We start from the raw sequence: 25,217 nt of genomic DNA, 5'->3' as shown, positions 1-25,217 counted from the left end.
GCAGTGCGTATTTTGCAAACCGAGGTAAAAAGAAAATTATGATGCGTATCGGGCTTTTCCTGCTGACCAACCTTGCGGTTATGGTCGTTTTCGGGCTGGTGCTAAGCCTGACGGGGATCCAGTCAAGCAGCGTTTCCGGACTGATGATCATGGCCGTATTGTTTGGCTTTGGTGGTTCAATCGTCTCACTGCTGATGTCGAAATGGATGGCATTGCGCTCGGTGGGTGGGGAAGTGATTGAACAACCGCGTAACGAAACAGAACGCTGGCTGCTTGAAACCGTTCGCCGCCAGTCGCAGCAAGCGGGTATCGCCATGCCACAGGTGGCGGTTTATCACGCGCCGGACATCAACGCATTTGCGACAGGTGCCCGCCGTGATGCTTCGCTGGTCGCCGTCAGCACCGGGTTATTACAAAACATGAGTCGCGATGAGGCTGAGGCCGTGATCGCTCACGAAATCAGCCACGTCGCCAACGGGGATATGGTCACCATGACGCTGATTCAGGGCGTGGTGAACACTTTCGTTATCTTTATCTCCCGTATTATCGCGCAGGTGGCTTCCGGCTTCCTGTCCGGCAACCGTGACGAAGGCGAGAGCAGCAACGGTAACCCGTTAGTCTATTTTGCTGTCGCAACGGTACTGGAAATTGTGTTCGGCATTCTGGCGAGCATCATTACTATGTGGTTCTCGCGTCATCGCGAATTCCACGCCGATGCGGGCTCTGCAAAATTAGTGGGCCGTGAAAAAATGATTGCTGCGCTGCAGCGTCTGAAAACCAGCTATGAGCCTCAGGAAGCCAGCAGCATGATGGCGTTTTGCATCAACGGTAAGGCGAAGTCGATGAGCGAGCTGTTCATGACCCACCCACCGCTGGACAAACGTATCGAAGCGCTGCGTAACGGCGATTATCTAAAGTAAGCGATGCAGAAGTGAAAAAGCGAGCCGGTTGGCTCGCTTTAGATTGCTGACAAAGAAGGAAAAAGCGTGGTTTTTCCTTCTTTGTGATAAGCAGGCGAAAATCAATGAATTGATTTTCCTTGTTATTTGTTCGGTGAGATCTTTGCGAAGTGCATTCGCTTTAGATTTGTCATTAGTCTGAAGCGAGCCGGATGGCTCGCTTTTTTTATGCCTGAACTCTGGGCTGTGACATCCGCAGGCTGCTGACGATTGCGGCAAGGGTCGCGAAGCTACCGGCCAGAATCAGGGACGCATGGGTGCCGTATTCATGGAACATGTTGAACATTAGCGCCACAAGTGCGGCTCCGGTGCTTTGTCCCAGCAGGCGTGCAGTGCCGAGCATACCGCTGGCACCCCCGCTGCGATGACGTGGCGCAGAAGAGATAATGGTGTGATTATTTGGCGACTGGAAAAGGCCAAAACCAGCACCGCAGAGGATCATTCGCCAGACAATGTCGATATCGCTCGGATTATGCGGCAGCATCGCCAGCGCGAACAATCCCACTGCCATCACCGCAAGACCAATCCCTCCTAATAATCCTGCATGAAAACGTTCAATCATGTAGCCGGCGAGCGGCGCCATGACCATCGTTGCCAGCGGCCACGGCGTCAGCAGCAGCCCGGTTTCCACCTCGCTGCGTCCCAGCGTGGTTTGCAGGAAGAAAGGCAAAGCGACAAAGGCCAGCATCTGCGCGGCAAAAGAACAAACCGATGTGCCAATCGAAAGTGAAAAAATCGGGATGCGTAGCAGGTCGACAGGCAATATTGGGAACGGCAGGGCAAGCTGACGGCGGATAAAGAAATAGCCAATAATCAGCAGCGCAGCCAGTTCGCTCAGGATCAGCGTGCTGGATTGCCCCTGCGAAAAGCCGCTGATGGCCGAAATCAACAGGCCAAAGGTCAAGGCATTCATCACTGCGCTGGGAATATCAAACCGCTGGCCCTGGGATTTCTGCTGATTAGCTGGCAGATAGCGCAGCGCAAAGAACAGCGCCACGATGCCGACAGGCACGTTGATTAAAAAGAGCCACTGCCATGACGCGACGGAGAGGATAGCGGCCGCAACGGTTGGCCCCGCGGCAGAAGAGACCGCGACGATAAATGAGTTAATCCCCATGCCACGGCCAAGGAAGCGCTGCGGATAGATAAGCCGGATAAGCGCGGTGTTAACGCTCATCAATGCAGCCCCTCCAAAGCCCTGCAACACACGTGCAACGGTCAACATCGGCAACGAAGTCGAGGTGGCGCAGAACAGTGAGGTCATACAGAACAGCACCAGGCCGCACTGATAGACCCGCCGGTAGCCAAAAAGATCGCCCAGGAAAGACATGGAGAGCAACGAAACGATAATGGCTATCTGATAGCTGTTAACGACCCAGATCGATTCAGCAGGGCTGGCGCTGAGGTCGCGGGCAATGGTTGGCAATGCAACGTTGGCGATAGCGCCATCCAGCACGGCCATGGTAATACCAAGCGCGATGGCGATGATGGCGCCATAACGCTGGGGCACTGGCAGCCCATCAGAGAAGGGTTTGTCCATAGGGAATGTACAACTTAGTCGATGTCATTTGGCGAGCTGTAATTTTAGCACCATTATTTCCGCGACAGGTCGCAGATTTGTAACGAAATCGGATTGTTACGTTGCGATGGTCCGTTGCGCAATTTATACTAAAAACCAGTTCTGATTTTTATAAAACAAGTGCGATCGAGGTGATTAATGGCAATCGCAGATCTGGATAAACAACCTGATTCTGTCTCATCTGTCCTGAAAGTTTTTGGCATTCTGCAGGCGCTTGGCGAAGAACGCGAAATCGGTATTACTGAGCTGTCGCAGCGCGTCATGATGTCGAAAAGCACCGTCTATCGCTTTTTACAAACGATGAAGTCGTTGGGATATGTTGCCCAGGAAGGGGAGTCGGAGAAATACTCTCTGACGCTGAAACTGTTTGAGCTGGGCGCACGTGCGCTACAAAATGTTGATTTGATTCGCAGCGCAGATATTCAGATGCGTGAGCTGTCACGCCTGACGAAAGAGACTATCCACCTGGGGGCGCTGGATGAAGACAGCATTGTCTACATCCACAAAATCGACTCTATGTACAACCTGCGCATGTATTCGCGCGTAGGTCGCCGTAATCCGCTATACAGCACGGCAATTGGCAAAGTGTTGCTGGCGTGGCGCGACCAGGAGGAAGTGAAAGAGATCCTCTCGGAAGTGGAGTACAAACGCAGTACCGAACGCACCATTATGAGCACCGAAGAGCTGATGCCGATGCTGGATCAGGTTCGCGAGCAGGGATATGGGGAAGATAACGAAGAACAGGAAGAAGGGCTACGCTGTATCGGCGTTCCCGTGTTCGACCGTTTTGGCGTGGTGATCGCCGGGCTGAGCATCTCATTCCCAACGCTGCGCTTCTCTGAAGATCGTCTGCACGAGTATGTCGAGATGCTGCACAATGCAGCACGTACCATTTCGAAGCAAATGGGTTATCACGACTATCCGTTCTGATAGTTAAGTAGTTAAGCAATAAAAAAACGCCGCATTAAGCATAAGCGGCGTTTTTTATTGCTGGAGAGATTACCCGTTATCGACAACTATTTCACTCTTACGCAGAATAGGGCAGTTCGTTAAGCCGATGATGCCGCTGTCAGTGTGAACAAACTGTGCGGTAACGACATCCCGTGCCGTCAAATACTTGCACTGTAAACCCAGACCTGCCGCATTCTCGTTGCTGCCAATCAGCACGCCATAACCCGACAGAAGTAAACCGATCCACAAAAGCGCAATGACTATAATCGCGCGGATCACAAAACGCATAGGAGCCTCATTTTTTTGCTGTGTATTCTGCATCTAAGACTAGTGGATTATGCTTAACAAACAATGACAAGATTCCTAATTATCTAAAACAAGGACGGTTAAGTCAGGTTTAAGTTAACAGTGTTACGCTTGGGGTAAGAAGCTGAATGGGAGAAATGAGTGAAAAAGTACCGGTGGGTTATCATTGCGGGGATTGTCGTCACCTGCCTGCTATTATGGACCCAAATGGTTAACGTGATGTGCGATCAGGATGTGCAATTTTTCAGCGGCATCTGCACGATAAATAAATTTATCCCCTGGTAGCTTTTTTCGGCATCAGAGAGATTTCCTTGTCTGCGGGCAGGTGTAGAATAGCGCGTTTTGTTGAGGTGGTAAGATGAACGAACTGAACGTTGGCGTACTGAATATCGCGTCTCTCGCGATCTCTCTGGTTTTACTGGTTGTGGGGCTGGTATTGTGGTTCTTTGTCAACCGCGCCAGCAGCCGTGCGAATGAGCAGGTGGCGCTGCTTGAAGAACTTCTCGATCAGCAAAAGCGTCAGAATGCGCTGCTGCGCCGTCTGTGTGAAGCTAATGAGCCGGAAGTCGAAAAGAAAGAAACTGTGCTAACAGCTGAAGATGACGAAGAGGATGATTTCGTTCGTCTGGTGGCCGAACGGTAACCCTTTACCTGGCGGTTACTGCGTTGTCGTTAAGGAACCTGTATGCCGTTTAAGAACCCCTGGTTTGACCCACTGCAACCACACCATCAGCCCGATGGTTTTCGAAACCTGCAGCCTCTGGAACGCCACGCTGGCGATGTAAAGCGCTGGCGTGAAGAGCGAAAAGCGCAGGGATTGCCTCTCCCGCCAGACGGAGGGTATGCCGCCTTTACTGAACGCTGGTGGCAAAAAGCCAGCGTCTCGGGGGATGACGACCGCCTCTGGTGGTTGGGACATGCCAGCCTGCTGCTGCGGTTACAGGGCAAATATCTGCTTACCGACCCCGTTTTCTCCCATCGCGCCTCGCCCCTCTCTTTCGCTGGCCCGCGGCGTAAAACGCCGGTGACCCTCAGCATCGCAGAACTGCCCCAGCTTGATGCCGTGTTCATTTCACACAATCACTACGATCATCTCGATGACCGAACGGTGCGGCAAATCATCCGCCGCTTTCCTGCGGTGCATTTTTTTGTCCCGCTGGGCCTTAAGCAATGGTTCATGAAAAGAGGAGCCAGGCAGGTTACCGAACTGGACTGGTGGCAGGCGGTGACCTGGCAAGGCATGGCGTTTACCGCCGTTCCCGCTCAGCACTGGAGCATGCGTTCATTCTGGGATCGCAACCGTTCTTTATGGTGCGGCTGGATTATTGAATGTGCAGATTTTCGCTTCTGGTTTAGCGGTGACACCGGCTATACCAGCGATCTTGCCGATATTGCGTTACGGCTCGGCCCGCTGGACGCGGCGGCAATCCCCATTGGTGCCTATGCACCCCGTTGGTTCATGGGCACCCACCATATGGATCCCCAGCAGGCCGTCGCGCTCTGGCAGCAGATAGGCCGTCCGCTGGCTGTCCCCGTCCATTGGGGGGTCTTTGAGCTGGCGGATGAGTCGTTAGATATGCCACCTCAGGAGCTAAGCGCGGCGTTATCTGCTGCCGGAGAGGGGGAAGCGCGGTTTATGCCGTTACGTATTGGACAAAGTTCATCCTTATTTAAATCACGCCATGAATAACTCGATTGACGAAGGTTGTTTTATTTTTCCTGAAAACCCCTGTTTCGGGAGTGGGCGATATATTATAGCGAAACGTTTTTATTGCCCTGGGATGGCGCACCGTCATTAAACTTTCATTATATTAGTGCAATATAATGGCCTGACTGCTCAAGCTTTATTCTCTTTATCCGGCTGGCCCAAAATGGCAGCCTTTGAAAGGATGAAAATGGCTGTTCTATTGCTCATTTTTTGCATAGATATGCATCATTGTTCATAAGCAAAATGGGGTGGCTGGAGCGTTTTTAAGACTTCGCCTGGACGAAGTGAAGTCTTTGAGCTAATGTAAAAAAGTTATCGAGACAGTGCTGGCAAGGGCGCAGAGGTGAACGTGAGTTTGCTAAGCGTTTTATTCAAAAAGTTTGTATTTGTTTTTTTATCTGCAAATCACTGACTTTTCGGATTTGTGCAGCGGATCGATACATGCTTAAAAATGGCTTGCCATTGTTTACGTTGTATGTGATAACACTTTGGGTCAAACGAGGTACAGTTCTGTTTATGTGTGGCATTTTCAGTAAAGAAGTCCTGAGTAAACACGTTGTCGTTGAATACCGCTTCTCTGCCGAGCCTTATATTAGTGCCTTAAGCAGTAACGTCTCTGTTTTATCTAAGTTATGCCTGCGGGCGAAGAAAACAATCTAAGGAATTTGCAAAATGGCAAAGATTAAAGGTCAAGTTAAGTGGTTCAACGAGTCTAAAGGTTTTGGCTTCATTACTCCTGCTGACGGCAGCAAAGACGTGTTCGTACACTTCTCTGCAATCCAGGGTAACGGCTTCAAAACTCTGGCTGAAGGCCAGAACGTTGAGTTCGAAATCCAGGACGGCCAGAAAGGCCCTGCTGCAGTTAACGTGACTGCCATCTAATTCTGCTGAATTAGGCCGGGCGTGAAACGCCTAATTGAGTTAAAAGCCTCGCTCTGGTAGCGGGGCTTTTTAATGGTTGAAATAAGGTCAACTTCTTTCAAAGTGTGACTAAAAGCCCTTCCGTGTTGCCTCTTGTTGCAATCCTGTGAAGGATGTAGCACTGTTCCCGCACAAAATGCGCGTATATCTGTTTAAATTTTCAATCACTTAAGTTTTGCTAAGGATTGATTGTGAGGAAAGAGAGTGCGCCGCAGCCGGGCAATTTTATTCAGTGGCGATTTGGCCTGCTTTGTCTGGCGATTTTGCTCTGCCTGCTCTTCTTATTAGGGCGTGTGGCCTGGCTGCAGATTATCTCCCCGGACAATCTGGTAAAACAGGAAGATATGCGCTCCCTGCGCGAGAAATCCATTATCGTTCCGCGTGGGATGATCGAAGACCGTGACGGCCGCCCGCTGGCCGTTAGCGTGCCGGTAGAAGCTATCTGGGCCGATCCTAAAACGATTATGGAAAAGGGCGGGGTGCAGGTCGATCGCCGCTGGCAGGCGCTGGCCAACGCGCTTCATACCCCATTAAGTGAAATCGCCGCGCGGATTCATCAAAACGATCGCAGCCGCTTTATTTACCTGGCCCGCCAGCTCGATCCGCAGCAGGCCGCATGGATTGATAAGCTGAACATTCCGGGTATCGCGACCCGGGAAGAGTCCCGCCGCTTTTATCCCGCAGGTCATGTGGCCTCTAATCTGCTTGGTTTTACGAATATCGATGACCAGGGCATTGAAGGCGTTGAAAAAAGCTTTAACCGCCAGCTCACCGGCGTGTCCGGCGAACGTCTGGTGCGTAAAGACCGCCATGGGCACGTCATAGAAAATATTACCGAAACCCCTGCCAGCCCGGCGCACAATATTATCCTCAGCATCGATGAACGCCTCCAGACGGTGACGGAAGACGCATTAAGCAACGCCGTCTCATGGAATAAAGCGGAGGCGGGCGCGGCAGTTATTATCGACGTCAACACCGGCGAGGTGCTGGCTATGGCGAGCTGCCCGACGTACAACCCTAATAATCGGGAAGGCGCGACGCTCGATGATTTCCGTAACCGTGCAATCAGCGACACCTTTGAACCTGGCTCAACTGTGAAGCCAATGGTCATCATGACGGCGTTGAAAAAGGGCATCGTGCGCCCGGACAGCGTGGTGGATACCCATCCTTACACCATCGACGGCCACCGCATCCGCGATGTGGGCTATTATCCGCAATTAACGCTGACCGGCATCCTGCAAAAATCGAGCGATACCGGTGTCTCACATCTGTCGCTGGCAATGCCTATCCAGGCGCTTATCGATACCTACAAAGGCTTCGGCTTTGGTTCACCTACCGGGCTGGGCCTGACGGGGGAGAGCAGCGGGCTGATGCCAAACCGCCAGCGTTGGGGCCAGCTTGACCGCGCAACATTCTCCTTTGGCTACGGTCTGATGGTCACGCCGCTTCAGCTGGCACACGTTTACGCGACTATTGGCAGCTTCGGGATCGCCAGACCCCTTTCTATCACCCGTGTCGATCCACCGGTTGAAGGCAAACGCGTGATGTCCTCGGAGATCACCCACGAAGTTGAACATATGATGGAAAGCGTGGCCCTGCCGGGAGGCGGGGGAATCAAAGCGGCGGTGCATGGTTACCGCGTGGCGATTAAAACCGGAACGGCGAAGAAGATTGGTGATGACGGTAAGTACGTGAATAAATACATCGCCTATACGGCAGGGGTTGCCCCGGCGAGTAATCCTCGTTTTGCACTGGTGGTTGTCCTGAATAATCCTTCCAACGGTGCCTACTATGGCGGTGCGGTAGCGGCTCCTGTATTCAGCCAGATCATGGGGGACGTGCTGCGTCTGGAAAACATTAAGCCGGACGGCCTGGCACCGGGAGATGCCAACCTGATGGTCCTGAGCAAGTAAAAACGCCATCCCTCCCGCGCCTTGAGCGCTTTTCGCGACGGGGCGTAAGCGTTACACTTGCGCCCTTAATCGTGACCCGGAGCCACCATGTCCTACCTTTGCCCACTTTGCCATTCGCCGTTAGCCCTGAAAGAGAAAAGCTTTGTCTGCCCGCAGGGGCATCAGTTTGATAAAGCGAAAGAGGGTTACGTCAATTTGCTGCCCGTACAGCATAAGCGTTCAAAAGATCCGGGTGACAGCAGTGAAATGATGCAGGCGCGCCGGGCATTTCTGGATGCCGGACACTATCAGCCTTTGCGTGACGCGATTTGCCAGCTGCTGGCAGCGGCCGCGCCCGAAGCGTTGCTGGATATTGGCTGTGGGGAAGGGTATTACACCGCTGGTTTTGCCGACGTTATACCGTGCGAGGTGAAGAACATCTGGGGTCTGGACGTGTCGAAAGTCGCCATTCGTTACGCGGCAAAACGCTACCCGCAGGTGCAGTTCTGCGTAGCCTCAAGCCATCGACTACCTTTTGCTGACAACAGCCTTGACGCCGTAGTGCGGATTTTTGCCCCCTGCAAAGCGGAGGAGCTGGCGCGTGTCGTGAAGCCCGGCGGCATTGTGGTTACCGCAACGCCGGGGCCGCGTCATCTTATGCAGCTTAAGGGACTGATTTATGACGAAGTGATGCTGCATTCCGAAGAGGTGGAAGCCCTGCCTGGCTTTGCCGCGGTTCAGACGGAGCAGACCGGCTGGCCAATGACGTTGAAAGGAGAAGAGGCGGTGGCGCTGTTGCAGATGACGCCGTTCGCCTGGCGCGCCCGGCCGGAGATCTGGCAGCAGTTAAAGGCGGAAACGGCATTTGCCTGTGAAACTGATTTTATCGTTCGCGTCTGGCGACGCGAAGATGACGCTTAGGGATGGAAATGGCTGTAGAGGATTTGACAGCCGATACCAATCAACACAAGCCCGCCGAGGATCTCGGCGCGTTTGCCCAGCATCGGGCCGATAAAACGGCCTACCATCATCCCCAGGGTGGACATGATCATGGTTGCGCAGCCGATGGCCAGTGCCGTTTCGATGATATTCACCTTCAGAAAGGCCAGGCCCACCCCAACCGCCATGGCATCCAGGCTTGTGGCAATCGCCGTGGTGACCAGCAGCCAGAAGCCGTGACGCTGTAACTTCGGCGCGTCTTCATCCTCTCCTCCCCGGAAGCCTTCTATCAGCATTCTCCCGCCGAGAAAGACCAGCAGAATAAAGGCTACCCAATGGTTCCACTCCAGGACCACCTGACTTGCCAACAGGCCAAGACACCAGCCAATCAGCGGGGTGATGGTTTCAATGACGCCAAAAATCAGGCCTGTGCGGAGCGCTTCAGAGAACTTAGGTTTGTGCAGCGAGGCACCTTTACCGATTGATGCAGCGAAGGCATCCATCGACATGCCAAATGCGAGGAGAATAGTTGCAGAGAGATTCATGACAGCGCCTCAGTTGGGGATATCCATATACACGCAGCCATCCCCAACTAACGATGGTTACGTGCCTATGGTCTCGCCTACTCATGACTGAGTCGTACATGCCACGTTTAATCCCTTTCTGGACCCTAACGAGTATGTTGACATGTACATTTTCACAACGTGAAAATCGGCTACTCCCCAACGACGGGCGCAACCTTAACATATTTTTTTAAAACAAAACAAGAATTGATATTAAAAAACAATTGCTTGAATGATAACGATTTTCATTTAAAAAATAAAGTAATGGAAATGTTAATAAATAAGAACAAGGAATCGCCAGTAATAGCAGTGGCTATATTTGTAGTATAGCCAGATGCATAAGAGATATAGACAATGCTAAGTTTGTAACTTACTGAGAAGAAACGAGAAGTTTATATATTTTTTCCAGATCATCTATATTTTTCACGCGAATGAGCAGGCGGCGCTGTTCTAATTGCATGACCAGTACACCATCCTCCGATAAATTCATTTCTTTGATTCTTGAATAGAGGATCCACACGCCAGCCAAGAAAAAGCCCTCATTTTTGAACAGTAGCTTTGGCTGACGGATCCATGAGATATATATTGCCAGTAACGCCAGCGCAGATAATAACCAGGTCGTGACAGCGGTGCCGTGGTGGGTGACATTGTTGTAGATAAGGATGCCAACCAGGAAAACGAAGATGGTGCTGTCGATGCGGTTGCGGCGCAGCAGGGGGATAGCGAGCCGGGTTTTTCCCTTGAGCCTGTCCATGACGAATTCGTCGTAAATTGCCCAGCCGAGCAGCAGCACGATAAACACCACCAGTACAACATCCGTTAACGACATCACTTTCCCCCACGCTTAAAAATAAAAAACCGGGGCAGGGCCCCGGCCAGACTGATGAGAAACCTAAAGCGAATGAGTTTCGCAAAGATCTCACTGAATAAATAACAAGGAAAATCAATTCATTGATTTTCGTCTGCTAATCAAAAAGAAGGAAAAACCACGTTTTGTCCTTCTTTTTCTACGGTTAACCGGGGCAAACTGGCCCCGGTTTGTAGTACTGCTTACTTACAGACCCAGCAGGCCGATAGCATAACCGACAATACCGATGACGAAGAAGCCCATGATTATCCACAGCGCGTTAACTTTCTTACGCAGCAGCCACATACAGGCGAAGGTCAACAGCAGCGGCACAAGGCCCGGCATCAGCTGATCGAGGATAGTCTGCACGGTGGTCACTTTAACCGCGCCGGTCTGGTCGGTTATCTTCGACACCACCAGCGGTATGTTAACGTGCGTCCACTTGTTGACCAGCGCCCCCATGACAAAGAGGCCGAGAATAGACGCCCCCTCGGTCAATTTCTGCAGGAAGCCGCCGCCCATATCCTTAACGATATCGATCCCTTTACGGTAGCCGTAAGCCACGCCGTAGTAACGGGTCAGCAAACGCACGGCGTTGAAAAGGATGAAGAACAGCAGAGGACCCAGCAGGCTGCCGCTCATGGCAATCCCCGCACCCAACGCTGCAAATACCGGACGTACGGTACCCCAGAAGATTGGGTCACCTACACCGGCCAGCGGCCCCATCAGACCAACTTTGATACCGTTTATGGCACCATCGTCAATCTCTGCGCCGTTTGCACGCTGCTCTTCCATCGCCAGCGTCACGCCCAGTACTGGCGCCGCTACGTATGGATGGGTGTTGAAGAACTCCAGGTGACGTTTGATCGCCTGTTTACGCGCATCGTTATTCTCTGGATAAAGGCGCTTAATCGCCGGAACCATGGAGAAGCAGAAGCCCAGCGCCTGCATACGTTCGAAGTTCCATGAACCCTGGAAAATATTGGAACGCAGGAAGACGGCGCGAATATCACCCTGGGTGAGTTTCTTCTCGGTAGTCGTAGTTTTGGTGGTATCAACCATTTCGCTCACCTATTAATCTAATTCGTTATCAAGATCGTTAGCACCAGCAGCCGGCGCCGCGGTACCAGCGGAACGGTTGTATTTCGGGCTCAGCTGGATATACAGAATCGCCATCACCGCACCAATCACACCCAGCGCAACCAGGTTGAAGTTGGTGAACGCGGCGGTGACGAAGCCGAGGTAGAAGAACGGCATCAGGTAGCCGGCACGCATCATGTTAATGACCATCGCGTAACCCACAACCACGATCATGCCGCCAGCAATGTTCAGACCGCTGGTGACCACTTCCGGAATGGCATTCAGCATGTTCTGTACTTCGCTGGTGCCAACAGAGATAGCAACGATAACGGCAGGGATAGCGATACGCATCGCCTGCAGGAACAGGGAAGAAACGTGGAGCCAGGACAGGGCAGTCAGGTTGCCATTGTCCGCTGCTTTATCCGCCGCGTGCTGGAAGCCCACGGTGATAGTACGAACGATAATGGTCAGAACCTGGCCTGCTGCTGCCAGCGGGATGGCCAGAGCGATACCAGAGCCGATGCCCTGATGTCCGGCGATAACCAGAATGGTTGAGATAATTGAGGCGAGTGCCGCATCGGGCGCAACTGCCGCACCGATGTTCATCCAGCCCAGGGCGATCATTTCAAGGGTACCACCGATAATAATACCGGTTTTCATGTCACCCAGAACCAGACCGATCAGCGTACAAGCAACAAGCGGGCGGTGAAACTGAAATTCATCAAGGACTGATTCCATACCGGCAATACAGGCTACGATGAACACCAGCACAATTTGAAGAGTGGTAATCTCCATTGTACTTCTCCTATAACGTATGACTTAAGTATAAAAACTGAGCAAAACGTAGCGTTCAGCCAATTACCGTAGCAATTAACTTTTCACCTTCGCGATCAGATCCATCATTTTCAATTTTTGATCGGTAGAAACTTTACGGGCTTCCAGCTCAATGCCGCGCTCGTTCAGTTTCTTAAAGGCTTCGATATCTTTTTCATCAACGGAAATGGCGTTGTTGACCTGGGTTTTCCCCTGGCGGAAAGCCATACCACCGATGTTGACGGAAGTGATCTTCACGCCACCTTCCACGATCCGCTCAACGTCGGTCGGGTTGGTGAACAGCAGCATGACGCGATCGCCGGCATATTTCGGGTTGTTGTAGACGCGAATCATCTTCGCAACGTCCACCACGTGTGCGGTGACGCCTGGAGGTGCGACCTGAGTGAGCAGCGTTTTACGTACGGTATCGGCAGCCACTTCATCGCTGACGACGATAATACGGGTCACGTTGGTCTCTTTTGTCCAGCGGGTTGCAACCTGACCATGAATAAGGCGGTCATCGATACGCGCAAGGCCGATGTTCATGTAATCGTTCGGACCCATTGGTTTCAGCGGTGCGGCAGCTTTTGGCGCGGCTGCAACCGGCGCTGCTTTTTCTACAGGCTGAGCTTTGAGGGCTTTCACCCCTTCGCGGCCTGTTTCTACCGCCAGCGCAACCAGCTCGTCGAAAGAAGGATTGTCATCGCGAGCCATAAACGTCTCGACCAGCATCGGAATGTTAACCCCAGCGACGACTTCGTAATGCTCTTTATCGACGACAATACGGCTGGCCGCATTGAAAGGGCTGCCGCCCCAGGTATCGACGAGAAACAGCACACCGTTGCTGGTGTCCAGATTCGTGAGCTGCGCGTTGTATTTTTCAATGAGCGTTTCGGCGTTTTCGCCGGGAACGAAATCGATCCAGCCAACGTTTTCCTGCTCACCTAATAGCATTTCGGCGGTCTTCAGCAATTGTTCTGCTGCCCAGCCATGCGTGCCTATGACAATAGCAATAGTCACTTGCTACCTCCTGTGTTAGTCATCTCAACATCCTTACGAAAGTCTTAACTATCTGTTCGTCTGGAATGAATCGATTCAGATAAGGGATTATGAAAAGTCGAACCATTTGCGCGAATTATTTTAGTCAGTGAAAAAAATAATTTATGTGATGAAGCTCTGCTATTTAACTTTGTTACGTTTTCAATAAATTGAAGCAAAAATCAGGGGCTTTCAGAGCGCGGTGAAAATGCAAATTCTGGTAAATCTTTGCCAAAGGCATATTTGCTCTGATAATGTTTGCTTCTCGTTTAATGACCAGGAGTAGAGGGCAGTAGCCCACCGTATGGATCGTCACCGACGTCTTTTCATTTCCCGGACGCAATTTGCCGTCCTGCCACGCGACGCTTCCCGTCCGTTTAACCTTTCAATTCAACATGTTGCGCCCGTAAGTCACGGTGTGCCGTTTCGCTATTTAAGCGGTCGGAGTCTGTCATGGAATTCTTAATGGATCCGCAGATTTGGATCGGCTTATTGACGCTGGTGGTGCTGGAAATCGTCCTGGGCATCGATAACCTGGTGTTTATCGCCATCCTTGCCGACAAACTTCCGCCAAAACAGCGGGATAAAGCCCGACTGATCGGTTTATCCCTCGCTTTGTTCATGCGTCTGGGCCTGCTGTCGTTAATTTCATGGATGGTCACGCTCACCCAACCGCTGTTTACCATTATGGACAAAGTTTTCTCCGGCCGTGATTTGATCATGCTGCTCGGGGGGATATTCCTGCTGTTCAAAGCGACAACGGAGCTGCATGAAAGGCTGGAAAACCGTCAGCATGATGATGGACACGGTAAGGGGTACGCCAGCTTCTGGGTCGTGGTGCTGCAAATTGTCATACTGGACGCGGTATTCTCACTCGATGCGGTGATTACTGCGGTAGGGATGGTGAACCATCTGCCGGTGATGATGGCGGCGGTAATTATTGCCATGGGCGTGATGCTGCTGGCTTCAAAGCCGCTGACGAACTTCGTCAATCAGCATCCTACGGTGGTGGTGCTCTGTCTTAGCTTCCTGTTAATGATCGGTCTGAGTCTGGTGGCGGAAGGATTTGGTTTCCATATCCCTAAAGGCTATCTGTACGCCGCCATTGGCTTCTCGATAATCATTGAGCTGTTTAATCAGATCGCGCGTCGTAACTTTATTCGTCACCAGTCCAACGTGCCGCTTCGCGCCCGCACGGCTGATGCGATTCTGCGCCTGATGAACGGGAAACGTCAGGAGCGCGTTGAGCGTGATGAAAGCAAAACCATTACGCCCATTGAAGCCGAGGCTTTTGCTGCCGAAGAGCGATATATGATCAATGGGGTGCTGACGCTGGCCTCTCGTTCACTCCGCAGCATCATGACGCCACGCGGTGAAATCTCCTGGGTAGATGCGCACAAAACTGTGTCAGAAATTCGCGAACAGCTCCTTGAGTCCCCGCACAGCCTTTTTCCTGTCTGTCGTGGCGAGCTGGATGAGATCATCGGTATTGTGCGTGCTAAAGAGCTGCTGGTGGTGCTCGACAAAGGAGGGGATGTGGAAGCCATCGCCGCCAGGACGCCGGCTATCGTTGTGCCGGAAACGCTGGATCCTATCAACCTGCTGGGGGTGCTGCGTCGTGCGCGTGGCAGCTTCGTCATCGTTAACGATGAGTTTGGCGTGGTGCAGGGGCTCGTGACACCGCTGGACGTTCTTGAAGCCATTGCCGGGGAGTTCCCGGATGCAGATGAAACGCCTGAAATCGTGCGCGACGGCGATAGCTGGCTGGTCAAAGGAGGCACGGATCTCCATGCGATCCAGCAGCATCTTGATATCAACACGCTGGTGAACGACGAAGAGGATATTGCCTCCATAGCCGGTCTGGTGATTTCCGTCAGCGGGCGTATCCCGAAGCCTGGAGAGATTATCGAGTTTGCGCCGCTGAGCATCCAGATTGTGGAAGCGAATGACTATCGCGTCGATTTAGTTCGGGTCACGAAAGAACGTCAGCCGCACGAGAACGAAGAAGAGTAATTAGCGCAATGGGATCGCTGGCATAGCGTGACCATTATGGCGAGGGGGCGGCGGTGAGCGGCCCTCAAGCCAGCGCGGAAAATCTTTCAGCGGCATTGGCCGCGCAAACAAAAAGCCTTGCAGTACGTTCACGCCGTGGCGGGACAAATAGTCAGCCTGCTCCTGCGTTTCCACTCCCTCCGCAACAAGATCGATCCCCAGACGCTGCGCCAGCGCAATAATAATATCCGTCACCGTCGAATTCACGGCATCGGTGCCGATAGCGGCGGTAAAGGACTTATCGATTTTCAGCACGTTTGGATTAAGCGTTTCCAGATAAGCCAGCGAACTCTGTCCCGTACCAAAATCATCAATCGCCAGAGCAACCCCCAGCCTGCGCAGGTCGCGCACTATACGATGATCGACCTCGGGCAGGGCATCACGTTCGGTTAACTCAAGCGTCAGCGGCTGAATCGCATGGGCGGGGAACCAGTAGCGTCGCAGGTCATCGATGATCTCCCCGTCACGGAAATGGCTTGCCGCGACGTTTAGCCCAATGTGAAAATCACGAGACGGCGGAAACATATCCAGGTGCTTCACGGCTTCGGTCATGACAAAGCGGGTTAAAGGCGCGATAAGATTTTGCTGTTCGGCGAGGGGAATGAACACCTCCGGTGAGATCCAGCCCTGACGCGGGTTGTTCCAGCGCAACAGCAGCTCGACGCCAACACATTGCTGGTTGCGCGCGTTCAACAGCGGCTGGCAGAACACCTCAAACTCCCGCGACGCCAGGCCAAGGTTGATCTCCCAGGAAAAGCTCATGCGGTTTGCTGTGGCAAGCCAGGTGATGTAGCCAATCAACATGCTGAGTATGAGCGCAAGGGGAAGCTGGGTGGGCAGTTTTTTTAACGCTAAATCACTGGCGGAAGGGCCGATGGTGGTAATCGAAAAAGGGAACTGCCCGGAGACCATTTCATGGCTGGAGAGCCCCTCTTCTACCGTGACTCGAGCCAGCAAACCTTTACCATATTCGAGGTGTGAATCGCCGACGTTAAGGATGGCGCGAAATACCCATGGCCGTTCTGGCTCAAGCAGCAGCCCGGTGAGCATTTCAATGTTGACGACCTCCATCACGCCGTCACGGCTGCCGCTTGCTGACGGATGCCAGTAAACCAGAATTGGGGAGCCTTTCAGCAGGGAGTGGTCGGTCGAGAGCAGCAACAAAGGGGTTGGGGCGGGAAGCCTGGGTTGCAGCAGATTAACAGGGACATTGCGGGCGCCAAAAATACTCGAGCAGTACAAAATACCGTCTTTGATCAGGGCTATCGATCGCACTGTTTGCATGCGCGCCGCATGCTCCCGTAATTTAAATTGCACGGCCTCACAGCTTGCCCCGACAAATTTCAGAACATCATTGCTGACCGCATCAAGGGGAGTAAGAATACTTTCGAGAGTCGTGATGGCTCGGGAGTTAAAATCCAGCAGCCGCTGCTCATTGAGATTGCGTTCGGCGATAAAGCGCAGGCTCAGCGTCAGGATCAGGACCAGCAAAGCTAAAGCCGCGCACACGATGAATCGCCTGCGACGATAACCTTTAATGATACGCTGCGCGGTCTGCATCCCTGGTCACCTTTGTTTCGGAGCTGCGGTCATTGTTGCTGCGCAGAACACTCAAAGTGTAGTGGGGGAATGGACTCACGACGAGGAATTCCTCCCCCTTGCTCTGAAAAGGGGGAGGGCATGAAGACTTACTGAGGTTTGAACAATTTGCTTATCAAGCCAAGATGCATTTTAACGCCCGTCAGCATCGCCTTTTCATCCAGCAGGAAATGCGGGTTATGCACGTTCCACACCGCGCCCATCTCTTCATTGCGTGAACCAACGAACAGGAAGGCTCCCGGTATATGAGCCTGATAAGAGGAGAAATCTTCACCGCCAAACAGCGGCGTGGTGACTTCATGCAGCGTGCCCTGCGGGAAATGCTGATGGATGACATCTCGCGCAATGGTGCAGGCATCGGCATGGTTAATACCAACTTCATATCCCTTTTGCCAGATAACTTCACACTCCGCGCCGTGAGCCTGGGCGATGCCCTGTACCGTCTGCGCCATCAGCTGGGGAACCCGTTCTCTGATGTCTTTGTTATGGGTACGAAGCGTGCCTGACAAACGAACGCTGTCAGGTATGACGTTATAACTTGGTTCACCTGACTGGAAAGAAGCGATGGTCAGCACCGGTACGTGAAGCGGATCCAGCTTGCGGGCCACAATCTGCTGCAAACTTGTCACCACTTCTGCCCCAATGACCACCGGGTCGATACATAGCTGAGGCATGGAACCATGCCCGCCTTTGCCCTTGATGACGATATCAAAGTTATCGCTGGAGGCGCAGAAAACACCTTCTTTCAGCGACAGCGTGCCGGTAGGGCGATCGGGCATCACGTGCAGGCCAAAAATATATTCGACGCCGTCGAGCACGCCAAGTTTAACCAGCTCCTGTGCGCCGCCCGGCGGGACTTCTTCCGCATGCTGGAAAATAAACCGCACCGAACCTTGCAAACGATCCTGAAACTGGCAGAGCAATTTTGCCGCACCCAGCAGCATAGCCGCATGGGCATCGTGGCCGCAGGCGTGCATCACGCCTTTATTGCGTGATGAGAAGGGAACACCGCTGTCTTCCTGAATCGGCAGGGCGTCGATATCTGCACGCAACGCCCATGTCGGGCCCGGATACTTGCCCTGCAGATTAGCCACTACGCTGTTATCGGTTAAACGGACGATCTCAAGGGGGCCAAAATTCGCCAGTTCACTGGCGATATAATCCGCCGTTGGCTGCTCGTGGAAAGAGAGCTGCGGATTAGCATGCATATACTGCCGCCAGCGCAGGACATCCGGCGCAACCTCAGCAATCAGCTCATCAAAATGCATAGACATAAATCACTCCATTATTCCGTCACGGTAAAGTCAGAATGCGTTCTCTTCACCATCAGCGGCACTACGGCCAGTGCGGCGCAGATCATGGCGACAGAGAGAAAAATAAAGGTGCTGTAGTAACCGCCTGAGGAGCCAATCAGATACCCCATCACAATCGGCGACACGAAGCCGCCAAGCGTACCGCCGGTGTTAATAATGCCCATGGCCGCCCCCATGTTATCAACGGGGATACGTTTCATCGGCAGGGTGAAAGTGGTCACAAAAGCGCCCATCAGGAACACCTGGCCCAGGAAGAGGAACAGGCTGGCTGTAACAGGTGAAGGCATGACGTAAACCGTATAAATACACATCGCGCTGAGCAGCGAGCAAATCATGATCACCATCGGCTCTCTGTCCTGGAAATATTTACCGACCAGCCAGCCGGTGCATAAAGACGAGATCCAGATACCAAGACCGCCAATAGCGATGACGTAGCCGGAGGTATCCATCGGCATTCCGCGCTGCTGCACGAGGAATTTAGGCAGCCACGCCATCAGCCCGTAGCTGGGAATGTTGATACAGAAGATGGCGACAAACAGCAGGATAACGGTTGGGCTTTTCAGCAGCTGGCGGTAGCTCAGCGTGGATTTTTGCCGCGCGCCGCTCAGGGCTTTTGGTACCAGAAAAATAATGACGATGGCGATGACGCATGCCATCACGCCCAGCCCGGCAAAAGACCCGCGCCAGCCAAAATTTGCCAGAGCATAGACGGCAACCAAAGGGCCGGCGGTCATCGCCAGACCTGCAGAAGAGAGCAAAATAGACTGGGCGAAGGTTCGCTTCTCCAGCGTGAAATTACTGACTACGGCTTTGGCGCAGGAGCAGGGATACCCCGAGTGCCCCATGCCGGACAGGAAGCGAAACGCGATCAGCAGGCCGAAGCTCAGCCCCAGCACGCCGAAGGAGAATGCAAAGCCGCCCAGCAGGCACAGCGAGATAACCAGCATGGCTTTATAGCCCAGCCGGTCATTTAGCCAGCCTGCCGGGATTTGAAACAGCGAATAGGAGAGAAAGAAAATGCCGGTGATGTAGCCCAGCTCCTCGGTGGAGAGCGAGAACTCTTTTTCAATGGGCAAAAGCGCAAACCCCATCACCGTTTTATCTATATAGACAATGACATAACCCAGAAACAGCAAGAAAATCATCCTTGAATGATTTTTCATAATGTTGATTCCTCTGATGCAGATCCGTTAGGGGATTTTCTTTATGATGGCGCCTGACATTCGTTGAACGCGTTTAGCCAAAGTAATCAGTTTTTGGGATCGCGATAAGATGCGATTTTTTGCCGGGTGATACTTTTATTTGATAGGGGCTGGCGATGAAACATCTGCCGAAAATGCAGCATCTGAATACTTTCCGGCAGGTTGTACGCAGCCGCAGCATACGCGCCGCTGCCCGGGAAATGGGGCTTTCGCAACCCGCGCTGAGCCGCACTTTGCGGGAGCTGGAGCAAACTTTAGGCGTGCAACTATTCCTGCGGGGACAAATCGGCATCACGCTAACTGAGGCAGGGGAGGCTTTTTTACGGCGTACGGAATGGATACTTGAGGAGCTTCAGCGAGCGGCAGATGAAGTCGAGCAGATCAGCCACTATTCACAGGGGAAACTCGCCGTCGGCTTTTCGTCGCTGCTGGCGCTAACCATCTTTCCTGCGCTAATCGATAATTTTAAGGCCCGCTGGCCTCACGCACGTCTTAATCTCAAAGAAGGGCAGCTCGCTACGCTGTTGCCGCTGTTGCGGCAGGGGGAACTGGATCTGGCTATCGGGACCATCAACCCGCGCAAAGTACCCGATGATGTCGTCATCGAACCCCTGTTTGTCGCGCCGTTTTGTATTATTGCCCGCCGTGGACATCCTCTTGAGCAGGCAACATCCTTAAATGACTTGCGGCGCGCAAAATGGCTGTTGCCGGAGACAAACGTTGGCTATTACCAGCAGCTACAGGATGAGCTTAACGAGTTCTATGGTCAGATACACGAGCAGCCGGTCTGGACAGAATCTATCGTCTGCGGGCTGAACATGGTATTGCAATCAGATTATCTGACCGTGGTGGCGAGGGCGATGAGTATGCCGCTGAATTTACAGGATAAAATAAGCGTTCTGCCGATCACGACGCTGCCGTCCGCGCAATACTGCGTGGCGTGGTCGCAAAAATCCGCGCTGACCGAAACGGCCCGTCAGTTTTTGCTCTCGCTGAGGCAGGCGTGCCAGGAGTATAACTGGTAAAAAGCCCTTCCGGGGAAGGGCTTAACTTGTCTTGTAGGTCGGAAAAGCGCAGCGTCTTCCGACATTGATTAGCTGAAACAGGCGGTGGATTGCGGCTGTCGCTTATCCACCCTGCAAAAATCAGTCACACTGAACTTTGATCGCCAGCCCCCCACGGGAGGTTTCGCGGTATTTAGCGTTCATGTCTTTACCCGTTTCGTACATTGTTTCGATAACTTTATCGAGGGAGACGCGCGGCTCGCTGGTGCGGCGCATCGCCATGCGGGTGGCGTTGATTGCCTTAACGGAGGCGATAGCGTTACGTTCAATACAAGGAACCTGTACCTGGCCCGCAACCGGATCGCACGTCAGGCCAAGGTTGTGTTCCATGCCGATTTCCGCCGCCACGCAGACTTGCTCCGGGCTTGCACCCAGAATTTCGGCCAGACCTGCCGCCGCCATTGAGCAGGCCACGCCCACTTCGCCCTGGCAGCCCACTTCAGCCCCGGAAATAGAAGCGTTCATTTTGTAGAGCGCGCCAATGGCACCGGAGGCGAGGAAATAGCGGATATAGGTATCAGGGCTTACCGATTCGATAAAGTGATCGTAGTAGGCCAGTACTGCCGGAACAATGCCGCAGGCACCGTTGGTTGGCGCAGTGACCACGCGTCCGCCAGCGGCGTTCTCTTCATTCACTGCCAGCGCGAACATGTTCACCCAGTCCACGACGTTCATCGGGTCGTTGGATAGCTTGTCGCTGGAAACCAGCATGCGGCGCAGAGCAGAAGCCCGGCGCGGCACGCGCAGTGGCCCAGGCAACACGCCCTCGGTGTTCACTCCGCGATCGATGCAGGCGCGCATGGTGCTCCAGACGTTGGCAAAGTACTCTTCAATCTCTTTGCGGCTGTGCAGCGCCAGCTCGTTTTGCATAATCACGCCGGACAGGGACATGCCCGTATCCTTACAGTGCTGAAGCATCTGCTGGGCGGAATTAAAAGCGTAGGGAACGTCGATTTCGTTGGTCGCTTCTTTACCAAAGTTCTCTTCGTCAACGATAAAGCCGCCGCCGATGGAGTAATAGGTTTTGGTATAGATCGCTTTCTCACCGTTAAAGGCATGGATGGTCATGCCGTTTTCGTGCAGCGACAGGTTGTCGTTGCTGAAATTCATGCCGCCCGCTTTCGGGAAATCCACTTCATGACGACCCTGCGCCAGCCACAGCTTTTCCCGCGTTTCAACGTCGCGAATGAAGCCTGGGATTGAGTCGATGTCCACGTTGTCCGGCTGGTTACCCGCCAGGCCCATGATAATGGCGATATCGGTATGGTGTCCTTTACCGGTCAGGGAGAGCGAGCCGTAAACGTCCACGGCGATGCGCGTGGTGCTCTCAAGCAAGCCTTTTTCGACCAGGTCATCGACAAACAGTTTGCCGGCCTTCATCGGCCCGACGGTATGGGAACTGGAAGGTCCAATGCCGACTTTGAACATGTCGAATATGCTAATCACTTGATAACTCCTTAAAGAACACCGTTTTCATGAAATTTGATGCTGCAAATCGTCCGGACGCTAGTGTAAAAATTTATTGCTACCAGTAGTAAACTATTCACATGAATTAAACTAATGATTAACGATAAAACGCCTAATATCAGTCCTGATGCAGCAAGACACGCTGCTAAATATAGGCTAGCTGGTAGAAAAAAAGGGTGATCAAGCTTCCACACCTATCTGTAAAGCCAGCTCGCGGATGATGCCCGCCGTCATTCCCCAGACAAAATAGTGCTGATACCACGAAAGCCATACGCGATGGGCATTGCCGCGGCGATGAATATCAAGCGGATGATAACGACCCAGGCGTAAAGCCTCCACCAGAGGCATCTCGAAAACGGCAGCAACTTCAGCTTCACATGCCCGGTAGGGCAAATCTGGCGGAATGACCCCAACGACGGGAGTGACCTGGAAACCCGTGACGCTGTCTACCGGCGGCAGGGTGCCGATAATTTCCACCGACTCGGGAGGGATGGCAACCTCTTCCTGCGCTTCTCGTAGCGCGGCGGCAATCAGCGAAGCATCCGTGCTGTCTACCGCGCCACCGGGAAAGGCGACCTGGCCCGGATGTTTGCGCAGCAGCGGAGAGCGCTGGGTCAGCAGCAGGCCAGGCTGAGGGCGGCGCACTATGGGCACCAGTACCGCAGCCTGACGTTTGTTACCGCTCGGATCTCTCGTTGCCGGCTGCAGCATCTGAAAACGGGATAAAAAGTCACTTAACGTCAGGGTCGAGCCAGACATGCATCAGTTCTCCAGTTGGGGGAGGATACGATTCACTTTATCAAAAGTTTCCTGATATTCGGCCGCTTCCGTGCTGTCCGCCACGACACCCCCGCCCGCGGAGCAATACAGTTTGCCCTTCTCGGCGGTGAGCGTGCGGATGGTAATACTGGTATCCATATTGCCGCAGAAGCTGATATAGCCGATGCTGCCGCACCACGCGTTGCGACGGTCCGGCTCCAGCTCTTCAATAATTTCCATGGCCCGTACTTTGGGCGCGCCGGTGATTGAACCGCCGGGGAAACTGGCTCGCAGCAGGTCAGTTGCCTGTAAACTATCAGGAAGTTTAGCGGTAATAGTGCTGACCAGATGGTGCACCGCCGGGAAAGGTTCGACCACAAACAGCTCGGGCACGCGCACGCTGCCCGGCACGGCGACACGGCCAATATCATTGCGCAGCAGATCGACGATCATCAGGTTCTCTGCGCGATCTTTTGCAGAGTTCGCCAGCTTTTCCGCCTGCTTCGCGTCTTCAACGGCATCCTCCATGCGCGGTAAAGTCCCCTTGATGGGCCTGGTCTGAATCTCCTTTCCTTCCAGCAAAATAAACCGTTCCGGCGAGAGGCTAAGAATGGCGCTGTCAGCTAAACGAATAAAGGCGCTGAACGGAGCACGGTTGGCAGCGTTGAGTTTTCTGAACGCCTGCCACTCATCCCCCGTATAAGAGGCGCTGAAACGTTGCGCAAGATTGACCTGGTAACAGTCGCCGCTAAGAAGATATTCCTGTATTTGCCGGAATTTACGTCCATACTGCTCGCGCGTCATGTTGGATTGCCAGCCTGAGGTCAGCCGGAACGGCTCGCGGGCGGGCACGACAAGTGACTCCAGCCAGACCAGACGAGCGGCAACATCGTTCCAGCACAGCAGGGTAAGCTGCTTTTTCTGGTGGTCGGCAATTAACGCCCAGTCATAAATCCCCACCGCCATGTCCGGCGTGTGGACAGAGGCTTGCGCCAGGCGCGGGATTTTTTCAAAATGTCGCCCCAGATCGTAACCAAACAGCCCCAGCGCGCCCCCCACAAAGGGTAAATCCGCCTGTGGCTCTGGCTTCATGCCAAAACTATCCAGCGCCTGTTGCAGTAACGTCAGCGGATCGCCTTCGTGCTCAGCCGCGATGCCATCGACCGTTTGTGTCGTGCGCAGGCCGCGGGTTTCCAGGGTGACGCAGGGGCGGGCGACGAGAATATCAAAACGGTTGTGGGGATGGTCGGCGAACCCCGAATGCAGCAGCATGGCCCATGGCTCATGGGACAGCGCGGAAAAAAAGTGTTGAACAGCGTCTGGCTGCCAGGGAAGGGGATGTATAGCGAGAGTCTTTGACGTCATTACCACAACCTGAAACGAAAGCTGCCGCGCAAGTCGTGCAGCGTGAATATAATTAACGTTAGCAATGTAACAGGAGTTTCCGATGATTTCAGGTTTACCAGCACTCTCTCACGAGCAGCAGCAGAAAGCTGTCGAGCGCATTCAGGAACTGATGGCGCAGGGCATGAGCAGCGGTGAAGCCATTACTGTTGTTGCGGCGGAGATCCGTGCAACGCATACCGGTGAAATGGTGGTTGCCCGTTTCGAAGATGAAGATGAAGAAGAGCAGACGCCGGAAGAGCACACTGACTATGGGCACGGCCCGGACAGCGACCAGGAAGACGATTAAGTTCTGGCGTTCGATTAGCGGTGGATGACGCTGCCGCTTATCCACCGTACCGTAGCCCGGAAAAGCGAAGCGTCATCCGACGAAAAGATTAAACCGCCGCGATAATTTTAATTTCAATCTTATAGCGCGGGTTCATTAGCTGGGCCTGTACGGTGCAGCGTACCGGAGCCTGACCCGCTACAACCCACTCATCCCATGCTTTATTCATGGCCGCGAAGTCATTGCTGTCCGGCAAAAAGATGGTCACATCCAGAATGCGGGTTTTATCGCTGTCCAGCTCGGCCAGCAGGGCATCGATCTGCGCCAGCGTATTGGCGGTCTGCTCGTAAGCGTCTGCATCCAGATTTTCTGGCACGCCAGTGTAGTAAACGGTCTGGTTGTGGATGATTGCATCGGACATACGCGCTTCTGGTTTAATACGCACAAGACTCATGACATTTTCCTTATCGGCTTTCTAAAAGTGCCCAACAGT

Annotated in this window: 26 protein-coding genes and 1 riboswitch; of the genes, 12 read left to right on the top strand and 14 right to left on the bottom strand. The window is 53.2% G+C overall.

Features of this window, described 5'->3' with window-relative positions:
* The first annotated feature begins 38 nt into the window (after nt 1–38).
* On the top strand, nt 39–920 hold the full coding sequence (gene htpX, locus HYQ67_RS00560) for a protease HtpX (protein ID WP_202300655.1): 882 nt from the start codon (nt 39–41) through the stop codon (nt 918–920).
* Between the two features lie 205 nt (nt 921–1,125).
* On the opposite strand, the gene HYQ67_RS00555 is transcribed toward htpX, so the two are convergent.
* A complete protein-coding gene (locus tag HYQ67_RS00555; protein ID WP_202300654.1) occupies nt 1,126–2,499 on the bottom strand; it encodes an MFS transporter in 1,374 nt (457 codons plus the stop codon).
* Nucleotides 2,500–2,676: 177 nt separating this feature from the next.
* Here HYQ67_RS00555 and kdgR point away from each other — a divergent pair, with 177 nt between their 5' ends.
* Nucleotides 2,677–3,468: a DNA-binding transcriptional regulator KdgR gene (gene kdgR / locus HYQ67_RS00550; RefSeq protein WP_202300653.1), complete on the top strand. Its 792-nt coding sequence runs from the start codon at nt 2,677–2,679 to the stop codon at nt 3,466–3,468.
* Between the two features lie 69 nt (nt 3,469–3,537).
* Here the strand turns inward: kdgR and HYQ67_RS00545 are convergent, their stop codons facing one another.
* Nucleotides 3,538–3,777: a YobH family protein gene (locus tag HYQ67_RS00545; protein WP_202300652.1), complete on the bottom strand. Its 240-nt coding sequence runs from the start codon at nt 3,775–3,777 to the stop codon at nt 3,538–3,540.
* A gap of 159 nt (nt 3,778–3,936) precedes the next feature.
* Between HYQ67_RS00545 and mgrB the strand changes: the two genes are divergently transcribed.
* From mgrB to rlmA, 7 genes are all read left to right on the top strand, one after another.
* Nucleotides 3,937–4,080: a PhoP/PhoQ regulatory lipoprotein MgrB gene (gene mgrB / locus HYQ67_RS00540; RefSeq protein ID WP_202300651.1), complete on the top strand. Its 144-nt coding sequence runs from the start codon at nt 3,937–3,939 to the stop codon at nt 4,078–4,080.
* Nucleotides 4,081–4,153: 73 nt separating this feature from the next.
* The gene (locus HYQ67_RS00535) at nt 4,154–4,438 is read left to right on the top strand and encodes a YebO family protein (protein ID WP_202300650.1); all 285 of its coding nucleotides are present in this window, start codon (nt 4,154–4,156) and stop codon (nt 4,436–4,438) included.
* A 42-nt stretch (nt 4,439–4,480) separates the two neighbouring features.
* On the top strand, nt 4,481–5,485 hold the full coding sequence (locus HYQ67_RS00530) for an MBL fold metallo-hydrolase (RefSeq protein WP_202300649.1): 1,005 nt from the start codon (nt 4,481–4,483) through the stop codon (nt 5,483–5,485).
* 534 nt (nt 5,486–6,019) lie between these two features.
* Nucleotides 6,020–6,163, top strand: coding sequence for a DUF2627 domain-containing protein (locus tag HYQ67_RS00525; RefSeq protein WP_202301054.1), 144 nt, complete (start codon nt 6,020–6,022; stop codon nt 6,161–6,163).
* Nucleotides 6,164–6,175: 12 nt separating this feature from the next.
* On the top strand, nt 6,176–6,385 hold the full coding sequence (gene cspE, locus HYQ67_RS00520; protein WP_001062678.1) for a transcription antiterminator/RNA stability regulator CspE: 210 nt from the start codon (nt 6,176–6,178) through the stop codon (nt 6,383–6,385).
* A gap of 230 nt (nt 6,386–6,615) precedes the next feature.
* On the top strand, nt 6,616–8,337 hold the full coding sequence (gene ftsI / locus HYQ67_RS00515) for a peptidoglycan glycosyltransferase FtsI (protein WP_202300648.1): 1,722 nt from the start codon (nt 6,616–6,618) through the stop codon (nt 8,335–8,337).
* A gap of 87 nt (nt 8,338–8,424) precedes the next feature.
* Nucleotides 8,425–9,237, top strand: a complete 813-nt coding sequence (gene rlmA, locus HYQ67_RS00510; protein WP_202300646.1) for a 23S rRNA (guanine(745)-N(1))-methyltransferase — start codon at nt 8,425–8,427, stop codon at nt 9,235–9,237.
* Here the strand turns inward: rlmA and mntP are convergent.
* From mntP to manX, 5 genes are all read right to left on the bottom strand, one after another.
* Nucleotides 9,234–9,800, bottom strand: coding sequence for a manganese efflux pump MntP (gene mntP / locus HYQ67_RS00505; RefSeq protein ID WP_202300644.1), 567 nt, complete (start codon nt 9,798–9,800; stop codon nt 9,234–9,236). The two genes, rlmA and mntP, sit on opposite strands and share 4 nt — an antisense overlap.
* A gap of 9 nt (nt 9,801–9,809) precedes the next feature.
* A riboswitch (yybP-ykoY riboswitch) is annotated at nt 9,810–9,991 on the bottom strand.
* Between the two features lie 197 nt (nt 9,992–10,188).
* Nucleotides 10,189–10,647: a DUF986 family protein gene (locus HYQ67_RS00500; protein WP_202300642.1), complete on the bottom strand. Its 459-nt coding sequence runs from the start codon at nt 10,645–10,647 to the stop codon at nt 10,189–10,191.
* 225 nt (nt 10,648–10,872) lie between these two features.
* Nucleotides 10,873–11,727: a PTS mannose transporter subunit IID gene (locus HYQ67_RS00495; RefSeq protein ID WP_202300640.1), complete on the bottom strand. Its 855-nt coding sequence runs from the start codon at nt 11,725–11,727 to the stop codon at nt 10,873–10,875.
* 12 nt (nt 11,728–11,739) lie between these two features.
* Nucleotides 11,740–12,540, bottom strand: a complete 801-nt coding sequence (locus HYQ67_RS00490; protein ID WP_202300638.1) for a PTS mannose/fructose/sorbose transporter subunit IIC — start codon at nt 12,538–12,540, stop codon at nt 11,740–11,742.
* A gap of 75 nt (nt 12,541–12,615) precedes the next feature.
* Nucleotides 12,616–13,578 carry a PTS mannose transporter subunit IIAB gene (manX, locus tag HYQ67_RS00485; RefSeq protein ID WP_202300636.1) on the bottom strand — a complete coding sequence of 321 codons (963 nt, stop codon included), beginning with the start codon at nt 13,576–13,578 and terminating at the stop codon, nt 12,616–12,618.
* Between the two features lie 471 nt (nt 13,579–14,049).
* On the opposite strand from manX, the gene yoaE reads away from it, so the two are divergent.
* Nucleotides 14,050–15,609 (top strand): CNNM family cation transport protein YoaE, encoded by a 1,560-nt coding sequence (yoaE, locus tag HYQ67_RS00480; protein ID WP_202300634.1) that lies wholly within the window; start codon nt 14,050–14,052, stop codon nt 15,607–15,609.
* Here yoaE and HYQ67_RS00475 read toward each other — a convergent pair whose 3' ends face one another.
* The 3 genes from HYQ67_RS00475 to HYQ67_RS00465 all read right to left on the bottom strand — a co-directional run bounded on the left by HYQ67_RS00475 (nt 15,610) and on the right by HYQ67_RS00465 (nt 19,723).
* Nucleotides 15,610–17,208, bottom strand: coding sequence for an EAL domain-containing protein (locus HYQ67_RS00475; RefSeq protein ID WP_202300632.1), 1,599 nt, complete (start codon nt 17,206–17,208; stop codon nt 15,610–15,612).
* Between the two features lie 128 nt (nt 17,209–17,336).
* The gene (locus HYQ67_RS00470) at nt 17,337–18,521 is read right to left on the bottom strand and encodes an amidohydrolase (RefSeq protein ID WP_431355422.1); all 1,185 of its coding nucleotides are present in this window, start codon (nt 18,519–18,521) and stop codon (nt 17,337–17,339) included.
* An 11-nt stretch (nt 18,522–18,532) separates the two neighbouring features.
* Nucleotides 18,533–19,723 (bottom strand): MFS transporter, encoded by a 1,191-nt coding sequence (locus tag HYQ67_RS00465; protein WP_202300631.1) that lies wholly within the window; start codon nt 19,721–19,723, stop codon nt 18,533–18,535.
* Nucleotides 19,724–19,878: 155 nt separating this feature from the next.
* Between HYQ67_RS00465 and HYQ67_RS00460 the strand changes: the two genes are divergently transcribed.
* Nucleotides 19,879–20,787 carry a LysR substrate-binding domain-containing protein gene (locus HYQ67_RS00460; RefSeq protein ID WP_202300630.1) on the top strand — a complete coding sequence of 303 codons (909 nt, stop codon included), beginning with the start codon at nt 19,879–19,881 and terminating at the stop codon, nt 20,785–20,787.
* Nucleotides 20,788–20,907: 120 nt separating this feature from the next.
* On the opposite strand, the gene sdaA is transcribed toward HYQ67_RS00460, so the two are convergent.
* The 3 genes from sdaA to pabB form a co-directional block, all read right to left on the bottom strand.
* The gene (gene sdaA / locus HYQ67_RS00455; protein ID WP_202300629.1) at nt 20,908–22,272 is read right to left on the bottom strand and encodes an L-serine ammonia-lyase; all 1,365 of its coding nucleotides are present in this window, start codon (nt 22,270–22,272) and stop codon (nt 20,908–20,910) included.
* Between the two features lie 201 nt (nt 22,273–22,473).
* Nucleotides 22,474–23,052, bottom strand: a complete 579-nt coding sequence (locus HYQ67_RS00450; protein WP_202300628.1) for a CoA pyrophosphatase — start codon at nt 23,050–23,052, stop codon at nt 22,474–22,476.
* A 3-nt stretch (nt 23,053–23,055) separates the two neighbouring features.
* Nucleotides 23,056–24,417 (bottom strand): aminodeoxychorismate synthase component 1, encoded by a 1,362-nt coding sequence (gene pabB, locus HYQ67_RS00445; protein WP_202300627.1) that lies wholly within the window; start codon nt 24,415–24,417, stop codon nt 23,056–23,058.
* 82 nt (nt 24,418–24,499) lie between these two features.
* Here pabB and HYQ67_RS00440 point away from each other — a divergent pair, with 82 nt between their 5' ends.
* Nucleotides 24,500–24,745, top strand: coding sequence for a YoaH family protein (locus tag HYQ67_RS00440; protein ID WP_202300626.1), 246 nt, complete (start codon nt 24,500–24,502; stop codon nt 24,743–24,745).
* Between the two features lie 88 nt (nt 24,746–24,833).
* Here HYQ67_RS00440 and HYQ67_RS00435 read toward each other — a convergent pair whose 3' ends face one another.
* A complete protein-coding gene (locus HYQ67_RS00435) occupies nt 24,834–25,178 on the bottom strand; it encodes a RidA family protein (RefSeq protein ID WP_202300625.1) in 345 nt (114 codons plus the stop codon).
* Nucleotides 25,179–25,217 lie beyond the last annotated feature (39 nt).

Origin of the sequence: Dryocola clanedunensis subsp. sulfonylureivorans (assembly GCF_016756775.1) — a bacterium.
GTDB lineage: Bacteria > Pseudomonadota > Gammaproteobacteria > Enterobacterales > Enterobacteriaceae > Dryocola > Dryocola clanedunensis.
The sequence above is the reverse complement of the archived record's forward strand: the minus strand, read 5'-3'. Positions and strand labels throughout refer to the sequence as shown.